This is a genomic window from Bradyrhizobium sp. USDA 4354, assembly GCF_054060315.1.
Map to the genome: position 1 here is coordinate 5461355 of NZ_JBSSDC010000001.1, position 11942 is coordinate 5473296.

Below are 11942 nucleotides of genomic sequence, written 5' to 3' on the forward strand. Positions count from 1 at the left end.
TGCGGAACTTTTTCCTCGCCGCTACGTTGATTGGGCATGACTGAAGACCTTTCCTTCCGACGCAAACCCCTGACCCCCGAACAGCGCCACGCGCGCGATGCGGCACGCCGGATCGAGGCGGAGAAGGCCATGCGCGATCATGAGGCGGCGCAGAAGGCGTTTTACGCCAACAAGGAACGGCTGAAGGCCGAGCGGCTGGCGCGTGAGGCGGCGGCGGCCAAGGGCTGAGCGAACGCGCACGCCGCCCAATCTTTGAATCGCTGCTCCCGGCGGAGTTCCGGCTGCTAGTGCCGCTTGGACCTCCCCTTTGCGCTCAAGGCCAGCTTGAGCGCCTGGACGGCCTCTGCAAACGCCCCGCGGGGCGATCGTGCCTCGATCGCCTCGGCCGCAATGCGACAATCGTCGGCGACCTTCAGCAGCCCGCTTCGCGCGAGGTCCAGGGTGGAGAGGGCGGCCTGCTCCAGGCAGACCCGTTCAAGCCGTCGAAACTCCCGTAGCTCTCTGTTCATGCGTCAGCTCTCGATGTCTCCGCGCCATGCGGCGCCGAGTCTGCTTAACGAATAGTAAACACCGCCGAGCTTAACCGCATTGACTGGCGCGGGGCTGGTGCCTCCCGTGCACCCCGCCCTGGGATGTATCGGCAGGCTTGACGGCGTTCGGCTTCCGGGAGGAAGCTTCAAATGATCCTAAACTGACGTGAACCACGGAGACGTTCGCTCCCAGCAGGTCCGATCCTCATCAGCGAAACCAGATGGAGCTGACCATGACCACGTTCGACAAGCGCGAGCAGGGCTTTGAGGCTAAATTCGCCCGCGACGAGGAATTCATGTTCAAGGCCACCGCGCGGTCCAACAAGCTGCTCGGGCTGTGGGCCGCAGGCCAGCTTGGGCTCAGCGGCGATGCTGCGGCAAGCTACGCAACCGCGCTGGTGACGGATCATCTGGAGAGCCGGACGATCGACGATGTCGTCGGCAAGGTGTCAGGCGATCTCGCCGACAAGGGCGTCAGGCGTGAGCAGGTCGCTCAGAAGCTTCAAGAGTGTCTGCACCAGGCGCTGGCGCAGATCGAAGCTGACAAGCAATGAGGCCGGCCGCAGCGCTTCATTCGGCGTGCCTGCGCATACCCGAATCGCTGAGCCTGTCGACATAGGCGATGCCGAGCGCCGAGACGATGAAGGTGATGTGGATCAGCACCTGCCACATCACGCCGGTCTCGGTGAAGCCGGCGCGGTCGGAGCCGAGATTGCCGGCCTCGATGAAGGTGCGAAGCAGCGCGATAGAGGAGATGCCGATGATGGCCATGGCGAGCTTGATCTTCAGGACGCTCGCATTGACGTGGCCGAGCCACTCCGGTTCGTCGGGATGGCCCTGGAGGTCGAGCCGCGAGACGAACGTCTCGTAGCCTCCGACGATCACCATCACCAGCAGGTTGGAGATCATCACGACATCGATCAGCGCCAGCACGCTCATCATGATCTGCTGCTCGGTGAGGTCGAGGGCGTGCCAGGAGAGGTGCCAGAGCTCCTTGAGGAACAGCGCGATGTAGACGCATTGCGCCACGATCAGCCCGAGATAGAGCGGCAGCTGCAGCCAGCGCGAGCCAAAGATGATCATCGGCAGCAGGCCGAGCTGCGGCGAAGGCGGGCGGGGGCCAGTTCTGGTCTCAGGCTCAACCGACATTGAGGCAGCACCCTCGCTTCGAGACGATCCCGCCGTCATGTACCGCGACAAGATGGCCGGCGGAAGACGCGACGCGCGCTTGCCGCCTTCCAGAGGCGGTGCTGTTTCGTGCTAGCGTCGCGCGACGGCAACCAACCGGAGGTGGGACGTGTCTCGGAGCGGCTTTGGCAAGTGGTCCGGCGCAATCGCATGCGCGGGCGTCATGCTGGTTGGTGCAGGCGGCGCCGAGGTCTCGGCGACGCCGCTGACGCCGTTTCGCTACGAGGCTCAGGCGCAGCGTCACTGCCCGTACGACAGGGTGGTCTGGCTCGATTTCAGGAAAGGCGTCTACTACCGCAAGGGTCAGAAGCGCTACGGCCAGGGCTTCGACGGCAGCTTCGTCTGCCTGAGCGAGGCCCGCGACAGCTTCTATCGCCGTTCGCTGCTGGGTCTGCGCTGAGCGGTGCGTATTTCCGGCTTGCGGACGCGCCCGCTATTTCTGCGCCGGCAGCTTGACCGGCACGTGCGGGGAGGTGCTGATGACCCGGGGACTTCCATCCGGATAGGTGCGGTCGCCGCGGATCAGGGATTCCAGGACCAGGAAAAATTTCTCGGCAAGCATTTGCGTCACCCTCGTTGGTGATGGCCTCTTGCAATTGGTCGAGGCGCCGAACGCAGAAATTCGATCAACTAAATGGGAGCGAGACAATTAGCGCATGCTGCGCCGCGGTGAAGCTGTGCTGGGGAAGGGGAGGTGGGGCTCAGGCAAACGCAAGAGCTACCAGACTCGAGCAGAGCAGCACCAAGCCGCCGGCCGTCAAGGCCAGGAAGCCATCAGATACGAGGTCATGGTTGCGCATGGGACACCTATGGGACACCTGCCGCTCTCGTCTTCGATGCTCGATCGGATCGATCAAAACTGTCCGAACGCGCCGCCTTGAAAGAGGTGATGCTTGCCGCCCGCGCGAGTGCCCTTAGGCCCTCGTGCGGTAACCTTCAAACGCATGGGCCAGGAAGATCCCCGCGCTTACCAGACCCATCAGTGCCGAAACCGTCTCGATCATCGTTGAATTCCAAATCCCGCCCTTGCATTCGAGAGAACGCGTGCGGCCTTGCACAGTCAAAAGAATTTCGGTGAGCGGCGCGACAATGGGGGGGAGTGAGGATTTGGCGCAACAGAATGTCCGGCCTTGGCACAGAGCAGGGCGGCGGCCGGGTTCCGTAGATCAACGGGGAGAAGCGAACCTCGCGTTTACCATCCCGGCGTGATCGCCGTGGGCTCCCCATTTCCGCCGTGTTCGGGTTGCGTTATCCTTACCACTTCCGACGCGGTGGTGGGCTGTCTCGGAATCAGCGGACCGGACAGCGCTCCCCGTAGCCAAAGCGGGTTGGGTAGGCTTCCGGCAAAGTGGTATTTGGGGCGCATGGGGATCCGAGGGTCAGATTCGGTTTTGCGGGCCGCGCGCGGTGTTGCGGCGGTCGCGACTTGCGTTGTGCTCGCCAATTGCGCCGCCTCGAACAAGTTCGCCAGCCGCGTCGATCCGAAATACGGCGTGTCCTCGAGCCCCCGGGTGGTGGCCTTCGGCGATCCGGTCCCGAAGGGCGGCGGCACCTACCGCGTCGGCAAGCCCTATGTCGTGGCGGGCAAGACCTACGTGCCGGAGGAGGACGTCAACTACCGTGCCGAGGGCATGGCGTCCTGGTACGGGGATGATTTCCACGGCCGCCTGACCGCCAATGGCGAAGTGTTCGACATGACCTCGCTGACCGCGGCGCATCCGACCCTGCCGATGCCGTCCTACGCGCGGGTCACCAACGTCTCGAACGGCAAGTCGCTGATCGTCCGTGTCAATGACCGCGGGCCCTATCACGGCAACCGCCTCATCGACGTCTCGAACAAGGCCGCCGAACTCCTTGAATTCAAAGGAAATGGTGTCGCCAAGGTGCGTGTCGAATATGTCGGCCGGGCGCCGCTTGAAGGCTCCGACGACCGTCAGCTTCTGGCGACCCTGCGCACCGGCGTTCCTGCACCATCGCCCTCGATGGTCCGGGTCGCCTCGGCCAAGCCCTTCGTGCCGGAGCTGCCGTCCTCGACCCGCGGCGCCATTCGTGGCGAGGTCCCGATGCCGGAGGGGCGGCCCTACAACCTCGGCAACAGCTCGGCCGACATGGCCTCGCTCAATGCGACCTCGGAAATGTCGGCATCGAGCCGCGGCCGGAGCCGGGCACTCCAGAACGCCCGCGCAGTGTCCTATGACGAGGACGGCCGCTACGCGACCGAGAGCGCTCCCTCGTCGGCCAATGGCGCCGCCGAGGCCCGCAGCATCCTGAGCGGCCGCGGCCTCTACTGAGCCGCGCTCGCCGTCAGGAATTTCACCAGCGCCGCGTTCACCTCGTCGGGCCGCTCCTGCTGCACCCAATGGCCGGCGCCGTCGAGGATCAGCTTGCCCTTGAGATTGGGCAGCACCCGCTCGAGCTCGTTGACGCGCTTGGCCCCGATCAGGCCGGTGATCACCGCGTCCTTTGAGCCTGCGATGAAGAGGGAAGGCTGGTGGATCTGCGCGTCCTGCCAGGGCGCGGTCAGCTCCCAATTGCGGTCGATGTTGCGGTACCAGTTCAGCCCGCCGCGAAAGCCGGACTTGCGGAAGCTTTCGGTGAAATAGGCGAGGTCCGCCTCGCTGAGCCACGCAGGCAGCGGCTCGTCCGCGCCCGCATGGCCGAGAAAGCCCTTGCCCTCCTGCACGAACATCGCCGCGGTGGGATCGGCGAGGCCCCGTCCGCCGAGAACGATGCGCATGGTGCGGGCGACGTCACGCTCGAGCTCAGCCTCGGCGACGCCGGGCGTCTGAAAATACTGCCAGTAGAAATTGGTGACGCCGCCCTGGCGCAACAGGTCGAGCGGCCGGCCGCGGCCTCGAAATGGCGGCGGGACGCTCAGGCCAGCGACTGCGGTGAAGATGTCGGGGCGGAACAGCGCCGCGTGCCAGGCGACCGGAGCGCCCCAGTCGTGGCCGACCACCATCGCCTTGGTTTCGCCCAGCGCCTGGACGAGGCCGACGATGTCGCCGACCGTATCGAAGATCGAATAGGCGGCGACGTCAGGCGGCGCCGCGCTCTGGCCGTAGCCGCGCATGTCGGGGGCGACGACGTGAAACCCCGCCTCGGCGAGCGCGGGAATCTGGTGGCGCCACGAGTAGGACAGTTCCGGCCAGCCATGGCACAGCACCACCAGCGGACCCTGGCCGGCTTCGCGGACGAACAGTTCGACCCCGTTGGCCTTGATCATGCGGGTTGAGGACATTCGCTTTTCTGCCTTGTTTCAGGGGTTTGGTCGAGAAACATGATGTGCCACGATAGGGGCGCGACGAGAATCGTGCAATCTCAGGGACAAGCATCGAACCGCGTGTTGTTCGCATCTGTTCCAGCTGTTAGAACGCCTCTCTCAGGGCTTCGCCATGGCATTTCGTCTTCCTTTGCTTCGTCGCAACTGGCTCAGCGCCGGAATGCTGGCGCGCGGGCTGATCGCAACGGTCTTGGTGGTAGGTATCGGCTGGGGTGGGGCGCTCTATGCCGCCAACCAGAGCGTCCAGGGCGCCAAGAAAGCGGAAGATGCCGGCTTCGATGGCGATGCCCCGACCGCGATCCTGATCGAAGCCTCCTCAGGCAGCGTGCTGTTCGAGAAGAACGCCGACGAGCTGCGCGCGCCCTCCAGCATGATGAAGCTGATGACGGCAGAGGTCGTCTTCAACGCCATCAAGAAGGGCGACATCAAGCTGACCGACGAGTACCGGATCAGCGAGAATGCCTGGCGCAGGGGCGGAGCGCCCTCGGGCGGCTCGACCATGTTCGCCGCCATCAACAGCAAGGTCTCCGTCGACGATCTCCTTCACGGCGCGATCATTCAGAGCGGCAATGACGCCTGCATCGCACTTGCCGAAGCCATGGCGGGCAATGAGCGCATCTTTGCCGCCGAGTTCATGACCAAGCGCGCGCGCGAGATCGGCCTCACCCGATCGAGCTTCGCCAATTCCAACGGCTTGCCCGACCCCGGCAACAAGATGACGGTGCGCGAGCTCGGCATCCTGGCCCGGCATATCATTCTCGACTTCCCCGAATTCTACAAACTGTTCGGCGAGAAGGAGTTCACCTGGAACAAGATCCGCCAGCCCAACCGCAATCCGCTGCTCAATTCGATGGAAGGCGCCGACGGTCTCAAGACCGGCTACACCAAGGAAGGCGGCTATGGCATGGTGGGCTCGGCCGTGCAGAACGGCACGCGGCTGATCGTCGTCGTCAACGGTCTCGACGATGCCGATGACCGCGCCACGGAAGCCAAGAAGATGCTGGAATGGGGCTTTCGCAATTTCGAGACCCGCACCCTGATCGCGGCCGAGCAGCCTGTCGGTTACGCCAAGGTGTTTGGCGGGGAGAGCCGTTCGGTCAAGCTCGTGGCCAAGACGCCGGTGAAGGTGATGGTGCACAAGAATGGCAGCGACAAGCTGATTGCGCGCATCGTCTATAGCGGGCCGGTGCGCGCACCGGTCGAGGCCGGCCAGCAGGTCGGCGTGGTCAGGGTCTGGCGCAGCGGCAACATCGCGGTGGAGACGCCGGTCTATGCGGCCGAGGCGATCGGCACCGGCTCGACCATGCGCCGCGCGATCGACGGCGCCGGCGAGCTCGTGATCGGCATGTTCCGCGCAGGCGCCGAGAAGCTCTGATCATGAGTGAGAGCGCGGCACAGCGGCCGTCCGGACGCGGACGCTTCATCACCTTTGAAGGCGGCGAGGGCACGGGCAAGTCGACCCAGATCAAGAAGCTCGCTGATCGCCTCAAGGCGGCAAAGCTGCGCATCCGGGTCACGCGTGAGCCGGGCGGCTCGCCGGGCGCCGAGATCATGCGTCATCTGGTGCTGTCGGGGATGGGCAAGCTGCTCGGCCCCGAGGCGGAGACGCTGCTGTTTGCCGCTGCACGCGATGACCATGTCCGCACCGTGATCCAGCCTGCGCTGAGCCAGGGCACCTGGGTGCTGTGCGACCGCTTCGCCGACTCGACGCGGGCGTATCAGGGCAGCCTTGGCCGCGTACCTGAGGGCCTGATCAACGCCATGCAAAGGGTCACCATCGGCGATCTCAAGCCCGATCTCACCATCATCCTCGATTTGCCGGTCGAGATTGGCCTGCAACGCGCCGCCGCGCGCCGGGGCAGCGGCGCGCCTGACAGGTTCGAGGCCGAGAAGCTCAGCTTCCACCAGGGCCTGCGCGAGGCCTATCGCAGGATCGCGGCCGAGGATCCCGCACGCTGCGTGCTGATCGACGCCAATTCCGATCCGGACACGGTCGCCGCGCGAGTCTGGACCGCGCTGCGCGAGCGTCTGCTCCCGACGCCTGCATCTGTGGTGTCGGCATGAGCCCGCGTCAGGCCGAGCGCGAAACCGCCATTCCGCATCCGCGCGAGACATCGCGGCTGTTCGGCCATCGCGAGGCCGAGGCCGCGTTGCTTGCGGCCTATCGCAGTGGGCGAATCCCGCATGCCTGGCTGATCGGCGGGCCGCAAGGGATCGGTAAGGCGACGCTGGCCTATCGTATGGCGCGCTTCGTGCTCGCCCATTCTCAGCCGCTGGCGCCCGCCGTGCAGCGCGCCGAAGACCTCGCGATCGATCCTGGCGACGCTGTGGCGCGGCAGGTGGCGGCCGGATCGCATGGCGGCCTGCTGACGCTGGAGCGTACCGCCAACGATCGCGGCGTGATGCGCACCGTGATCACCGTGGACGAGACGCGCGAGACGATCGCGTTCTTTGGCTCGACCGCGGCGGCCGAAGGCTGGCGCGTCTGCATCGTCGACACCGTCGACGAGCTCAATCCAAACGCGGCCAACGCGCTTCTGAAAATTCTCGAGGAGCCGCCGCAGCAATCGCTGTTCCTGCTGGTGAGCCACGCGCCCGCGCGGGTGCTCGCCACGATCCAGTCGCGTTGCCGCAAGCTGCGCCTGCGCGGGCTCGCGCCGGGCGATGTGATCGGAGCCGCGGCTTCAGCAGCCGACCTCGACCCGAACGATCCCGTGCTGCGCGAGGCGGCCGAGGCCTCCGAGGGAAGCGTCGCACGGGCGCTGACGCTGCTCGGCGGTGACGCCCTGAAGCTTCAGCAGCGCACGGCGGCGCTGCTCGCGCGCCTGCCGCAGGTCGATCCGCGCGAATTGCACACGCTCGGCGATTCGCTCGGCAGCAGCGATCGCGTCGCGCTTGCCGCCTTCATCGACGGCATCGACCGCTGGATCGCGGTGCGCCTGCATGCGGACGAGGCCAATGCCAACCAAAACCTGCCGCGCCTTGCGCGCCTAGCTGAGGTATGGGAAAAGATCGTCCGCGCTGCGCGCGACACTGAAACCTACAATCTGGAGCGAAAGCCCTTGGTTTTCTCGGTGTTCGGCTGGCTGGCGGACGCAACGCGCTAGAGCATGATCCGGAAAAGTGTGCAGCGGTTTTCCGGAAGGATCATGCTCAAGACAATAACCGAACGCAGGTTCGTCTCCAAATTTTCGGACAAGCCGGTAAAGGAATTCGTGGTGGCAACGCGAGCTAAGAAGACCGTCAAACGCAAGAGCGGCAAGCAGGCTGCCAAGAAAGCTGCGAAAAAGGCAGTGAAGGCGCGCGCGAGCAGAGCCGCCAAGAAGGTCAAGAAGACCAAGAAGGCTGCCGCCAAGAAGAGCGTGAAGAAGGCCACAGCAAAGAAGGCCGGCAAGAAGGCCGCGAAGAAGCAGGTCGTCGCCAAGAAGGCTTCGACGAAATCGGCTGCCGAAAAGCGGGCCAAGGCTCCGGCGAAGAAGGTCGCGAAAAAGGCGCCTGCGCCTGCCGTGACCGCCGCACCGGCTCCTGTCGTCACGCCGCCGAAGGCTGTGAAGCCCAAGATATCGAAACCCAAAGTATCGAAACCCAAGGCATCGAAACCCAAGAGCCTGCCTGCGCCGAATCCCGTCGCGGCTCCGCAAGCCGCCGCGCCCACGGTCGCGCCCGCGCGCGACAACGTCTTCTACATCACGACCGCGATCGCCTATCCCAATGGCAGCCCGCATATCGGTCACGCCTATGAGGCGATCGCGACCGACGTGCTGGCACGCTTTGCGCGGCTCGACGGCAAGGACGTGTTCTTCCTGACCGGGACCGACGAGCACGGTCAGAAAATGGTTCAGACCGCGGCCGGTGAAAACATGTCCGTCTCCGCGCTCGCGGCTCGCAATGCCGGCCGCTTCAAGGAGATGGACGAGCGTCTGAACGTATCGTTCGACCGCTTCATCCGCACCACCGAGGCGCAGCATCACCGCTCCAGCCAGGAGATCTGGCGGCGCATGGAAGCGAACGGCGACATCTATGCCGACACCTATTCGGGCTGGTACTCGGTCCGCGATGAGGCCTATTACGCCGAGGACGAGACGCGCGTGAACGACGACGGCGTGCGCCTCGGGCCGCAGGGCACGCCCGTCGAATGGGTCGAGGAGAAGAGCTATTTCTTCCGCCTGTCGGCCTATCAGGACAAGCTGCTCAAGCTCTACGCGGATCACCCTGATTTCATCGGGCCGGACTCCCGCAAGAACGAGGTGGTGAGCTTCGTCAAGGGCGGCCTGCGCGATCTCTCGATCTCGCGCACCACCTTCGATTGGGGCGTGAAAGTGCCCGGCGACGAAGAGCACGTGATGTATGTCTGGGTCGACGCGCTGACCAACTACATCACCGGCGTCGGCTTCCCCGATGAGAGCGACAAGAACTGGCGCTACTGGCCTGCCGACGTGCACATCATCGGCAAGGACATCATCCGCTTCCATGCGGTGTATTGGCCGGCTTTCCTTCTGTCGGCAGGAATCCCGTTGCCGAAGCGGGTCTATGCCCATGGCTTCCTGTTCAACAGGGGCGAGAAGATGTCGAAGTCGGTCGGCAACGTCGTCGATCCCTTCAACCTCGCCGACCAGTATGGCGTCGACCAGATGCGCTATTTCTTCCTGCGCGAGGTGCCGTTCGGCCAGGACGGCAACTACAATCACGAGGCCATCGTGGCGCGCATCAATGCCGATCTCGCCAATGATCTGGGCAACCTCGCGCAGCGCTCGCTGTCGATGATCGCAAAGCAGCTCGGCGGCGTGCTGCCGCAGCCCGGCGAGTTCAGCGACAGCGACAAGGCGATCCTGGCAATGGCCGACGGCATGATCGCAGCGTCGCGTGAAGCCATAGCGACGCAGCAGATCCATCAATGGCTCAACGCCGTCTGGGCCGTGGTCGCGGAGGCCAACCGCTATTTTGCGGGCGAGGCGCCGTGGGCGCTCGCCAAGACCGATCCTGCCAGGCAGAAGACGGTGCTCTATGTCACCGCCGAAGTCGTGCGCCAGATCGCGATCCTGGCTCAGCCCGCGATGCCGACCGCCTCCGGCAAGCTGCTCGACAGCCTCGGCATCCCCGAAACCGAGCGCAGTTTCGCCATGCTCAGCGGCGCCAAGCGCATCGCACCCGGCTCGACCTTGCCGGCACCGACACCGGCGTTCCCGCGCTACGTCGAGCCTGCAGCCTGAAGGCGTTCGCGTGATGCTTGTCGACAGCCACTGTCATCTGGATTTTCCGGACTTTGCGGAAGATCTCGACGGGATCGTGTCGCGGGCGCGAGCGGCCGGCATCGCGCGCATGGTCACGATCTCGACGCGGGTGCGGCGGCTGAAGGACCTGCTCGCGATCGCCGAACGCTATGACGACGTCTATTGCTCGGTCGGCACCCATCCGCATCACGCGGATGAGGAGGACGGGATCGCGCCCAACGAACTGATCGCGCTGACGCAGCACCCCAAGGTCGTCGCGCTCGGTGAGGCCGGGCTCGACTATTTCTACGACAACGGCTCGCCGGAGGCGCAGGCGAGGGGCTTTCGCGCTCACATCGCCGCCGCCCGCGCCACCGGCCTGCCGCTGGTGATCCACACCCGCGAGGCCGACGAGGACTGCGCACGCATTCTGGAAGACGAGGCGGCAAAGGGATCGTTTCGCGCCGTGCTGCATTGTTACACGGGCGGGCGCGAGCTGGCGCTGAAGGCAGTGTCGCTCGGGCTCTATATCGGTTTCACGGGAATCCTGACCTTCAAGAAATCGGAAGCCTTGCGCGCGCTGGCGGCGGAGCTGCCGTCCGACCGTATTCTGGTTGAAACGGACTCGCCCTACCTTGCGCCGGGCAAGTTCCGGGGCAAACGTAACGAACCCGCTTATGTGGTCGAGGTCGCCAAAGTGCTCGCCGAGACGCGCGGCGTGTCGCTTGACGAGATCTCGCGCCAAACAAGCGAAAACTTCTTCCGCCTGTTCTCGAAGGTGAGAGCTTGAGACGGGGAACCACATGACGTTGACGCTGACGATCCTGGGCTGCGGCTCCTCCGCCGGCGTGCCGCGCCCGGCGCTCGGCTGGGGTGCCTGCGACCCCAACAATCCCAAGAACCGCCGTCGCCGCTGTTCGCTGCTGGTCGAACGGACGTCCGAGCACGGCACGACACGCATCGTGATCGACACCTCGCCGGACCTGCGCGAGCAATTGCTCTCGACCAATGTCGAGCACATCGACGCAGTGTTTCTGACGCATGAGCACGCCGATCAGACCCACGGCATGGACGATCTGCGCTCGGTCGTCATGCACATGCGCCGACGCATCCCGACCTATTTCAACCAGTCGACCGCCAAGGACATCATGGCGCGGTTCTCCTATTGCTTTATCTCGCCGGAGGGCAGCGACTACCCGCCGATCCTGACGCGGCATTCGATCGAGGCGGGCGAGAGCCAGACCATCCTGGGGAAGGGCGGCGCGGTGACGATGACGGCCTTCCTGGTGCAGCACGGCGCCATTCCCGCGCTCGGCTATCGCATCGGGGATGCCGCCTACACGCCTGATCTGAACGACATCCCGCGCGAGAGCTGGGGCGCACTGGAGAATCTCGACCTCTGGATCGTCGACGGGCTGCGCTACACCAGCCATGTCAGTCATTTCAGCATCAACGACGCGCTATCGTGGATCGAACGTTTCAAGCCGAAACGCGCGGTCATCACCAACATGACCGCCGACGTCGATTACGAGGTCATCCGGCAATCGCTGCCCGCAGGCGTGGTGCCCGCCTATGACGGGCTGCGGCTGGAGACGCGCTGAACCTACCGTGGAAATTCCGGCGCCAGCCGGCATACCCCTTGCTTGCATCGGCCGCATCATGTTGATCTAACGTCTGAAAGACAGGCGTTGGGCAAGGGCGGTATTCAAGCTGGACCGGCACCTGGTGCGC

The 11942-nt window shown here is 64.8% G+C and carries 14 protein-coding genes; 10 read left to right on the plus strand and 4 right to left on the minus strand.

All coding sequences use genetic code 11. The annotated features are described in order from the left end of the window. Positions 1-36 precede the first annotated feature (36 nt). A complete protein-coding gene (locus ACVIIV_RS25335; protein ID WP_035999201.1) occupies positions 37-228 on the plus strand; it encodes a hypothetical protein in 192 nt (63 codons plus the stop codon). 56 nt (positions 229-284) lie between these two features. On the opposite strand, the gene ACVIIV_RS25340 is transcribed toward ACVIIV_RS25335, so the two are convergent. Next, positions 285-509: a hypothetical protein gene (locus tag ACVIIV_RS25340; RefSeq protein WP_456746570.1), complete on the minus strand. Its 225-nt coding sequence runs from the start codon at positions 507-509 to the stop codon at positions 285-287. 254 nt (positions 510-763) lie between these two features. Here ACVIIV_RS25340 and ACVIIV_RS25345 point away from each other — a divergent pair, with 254 nt between their 5' ends. Continuing rightward, on the plus strand, positions 764-1084 hold the full coding sequence (locus tag ACVIIV_RS25345; protein WP_456746571.1) for a DUF1476 domain-containing protein: 321 nt from the start codon (positions 764-766) through the stop codon (positions 1082-1084). 16 nt (positions 1085-1100) lie between these two features. Here ACVIIV_RS25345 and ACVIIV_RS25350 read toward each other — a convergent pair whose 3' ends face one another. Further along, positions 1101-1679 carry a TIGR00645 family protein gene (locus ACVIIV_RS25350; RefSeq protein ID WP_456746572.1) on the minus strand — a complete coding sequence of 193 codons (579 nt, stop codon included), beginning with the start codon at positions 1677-1679 and terminating at the stop codon, positions 1101-1103. A 148-nt stretch (positions 1680-1827) separates the two neighbouring features. On the opposite strand from ACVIIV_RS25350, the gene ACVIIV_RS25355 reads away from it, so the two are divergent. Then, the gene (locus ACVIIV_RS25355) at positions 1828-2118 is read left to right on the plus strand and encodes a hypothetical protein (RefSeq protein WP_456746573.1); all 291 of its coding nucleotides are present in this window, start codon (positions 1828-1830) and stop codon (positions 2116-2118) included. A gap of 33 nt (positions 2119-2151) precedes the next feature. Here the strand turns inward: ACVIIV_RS25355 and ACVIIV_RS25360 are convergent, their stop codons facing one another. Continuing rightward, positions 2152-2280: a hypothetical protein gene (locus ACVIIV_RS25360; protein ID WP_456746574.1), complete on the minus strand. Its 129-nt coding sequence runs from the start codon at positions 2278-2280 to the stop codon at positions 2152-2154. An 802-nt stretch (positions 2281-3082) separates the two neighbouring features. On the opposite strand from ACVIIV_RS25360, the gene ACVIIV_RS25365 reads away from it, so the two are divergent. Beyond that, positions 3083-4009: a septal ring lytic transglycosylase RlpA family protein gene (locus ACVIIV_RS25365; RefSeq protein WP_456746575.1), complete on the plus strand. Its 927-nt coding sequence runs from the start codon at positions 3083-3085 to the stop codon at positions 4007-4009. Here the strand turns inward: ACVIIV_RS25365 and ACVIIV_RS25370 are convergent. After that, positions 4003-4959: an alpha/beta fold hydrolase gene (locus tag ACVIIV_RS25370; RefSeq protein WP_456746576.1), complete on the minus strand. Its 957-nt coding sequence runs from the start codon at positions 4957-4959 to the stop codon at positions 4003-4005. The two genes, ACVIIV_RS25365 and ACVIIV_RS25370, sit on opposite strands and share 7 nt — an antisense overlap. Before the next feature lie 154 nt (positions 4960-5113). Between ACVIIV_RS25370 and ACVIIV_RS25375 the strand changes: the two genes are divergently transcribed. The 6 genes from ACVIIV_RS25375 (at position 5114) to ACVIIV_RS25400 (ending at position 11812) form a co-directional block, all read left to right on the plus strand. Then, the gene (locus tag ACVIIV_RS25375) at positions 5114-6376 is read left to right on the plus strand and encodes a D-alanyl-D-alanine carboxypeptidase family protein (protein WP_456746577.1); all 1263 of its coding nucleotides are present in this window, start codon (positions 5114-5116) and stop codon (positions 6374-6376) included. Positions 6377-6378: 2 nt separating this feature from the next. Further along, entirely contained in the window at positions 6379-7065 is a 687-nt protein-coding gene (gene tmk, locus ACVIIV_RS25380; RefSeq protein ID WP_456746578.1) for a dTMP kinase, read from the plus strand. Then, positions 7062-8108, plus strand: a complete 1047-nt coding sequence (locus tag ACVIIV_RS25385; RefSeq protein ID WP_456746579.1) for a DNA polymerase III subunit delta' — start codon at positions 7062-7064, stop codon at positions 8106-8108. The genes tmk and ACVIIV_RS25385 overlap by 4 nt, the downstream gene beginning before the upstream one ends. Positions 8109-8219: 111 nt before the next feature. Next, positions 8220-10211 carry a methionine--tRNA ligase gene (metG, locus tag ACVIIV_RS25390; protein WP_456748822.1) on the plus strand — a complete coding sequence of 664 codons (1992 nt, stop codon included), beginning with the start codon at positions 8220-8222 and terminating at the stop codon, positions 10209-10211. 13 nt (positions 10212-10224) lie between these two features. Further along, positions 10225-11001: a TatD family hydrolase gene (locus tag ACVIIV_RS25395; RefSeq protein WP_456746580.1), complete on the plus strand. Its 777-nt coding sequence runs from the start codon at positions 10225-10227 to the stop codon at positions 10999-11001. Between the two features lie 13 nt (positions 11002-11014). Next, positions 11015-11812: an MBL fold metallo-hydrolase gene (locus ACVIIV_RS25400; RefSeq protein WP_456746581.1), complete on the plus strand. Its 798-nt coding sequence runs from the start codon at positions 11015-11017 to the stop codon at positions 11810-11812. Positions 11813-11942 lie beyond the last annotated feature (130 nt).

What these genes read in the sequence shown, in the direction of transcription:
- ACVIIV_RS25345 (WP_456746571.1), top strand. Translation starts at nt 764, where the DNA reads ATGACCACGTTCGACAAGCGCGAGCAGGGCTTTGAGGCTAAATTCGCC.
- ACVIIV_RS25375 (WP_456746577.1), top strand. Translation starts at nt 5,114, where the DNA reads ATGGCATTTCGTCTTCCTTTGCTTCGTCGCAACTGGCTCAGCGCCGGA.
- ACVIIV_RS25370 (WP_456746576.1), bottom strand. Translation starts at nt 4,959, where the DNA reads ATGTCCTCAACCCGCATGATCAAGGCCAACGGGGTCGAACTGTTCGTC.
- ACVIIV_RS25365 (WP_456746575.1), top strand. Translation starts at nt 3,083, where the DNA reads ATGGGGATCCGAGGGTCAGATTCGGTTTTGCGGGCCGCGCGCGGTGTT.
- ACVIIV_RS25395 (WP_456746580.1), top strand. Translation starts at nt 10,225, where the DNA reads ATGCTTGTCGACAGCCACTGTCATCTGGATTTTCCGGACTTTGCGGAA.
- ACVIIV_RS25385 (WP_456746579.1), top strand. Translation starts at nt 7,062, where the DNA reads ATGAGCCCGCGTCAGGCCGAGCGCGAAACCGCCATTCCGCATCCGCGC.
- ACVIIV_RS25335 (WP_035999201.1), top strand. Translation starts at nt 37, where the DNA reads ATGACTGAAGACCTTTCCTTCCGACGCAAACCCCTGACCCCCGAACAG.
- tmk (WP_456746578.1), top strand. Translation starts at nt 6,379, where the DNA reads ATGAGTGAGAGCGCGGCACAGCGGCCGTCCGGACGCGGACGCTTCATC.
- ACVIIV_RS25340 (WP_456746570.1), bottom strand. Translation starts at nt 509, where the DNA reads ATGAACAGAGAGCTACGGGAGTTTCGACGGCTTGAACGGGTCTGCCTG.
- ACVIIV_RS25350 (WP_456746572.1), bottom strand. Translation starts at nt 1,679, where the DNA reads ATGTCGGTTGAGCCTGAGACCAGAACTGGCCCCCGCCCGCCTTCGCCG.
- ACVIIV_RS25360 (WP_456746574.1), bottom strand. Translation starts at nt 2,280, where the DNA reads ATGCTTGCCGAGAAATTTTTCCTGGTCCTGGAATCCCTGATCCGCGGC.
- ACVIIV_RS25400 (WP_456746581.1), top strand. Translation starts at nt 11,015, where the DNA reads ATGACGTTGACGCTGACGATCCTGGGCTGCGGCTCCTCCGCCGGCGTG.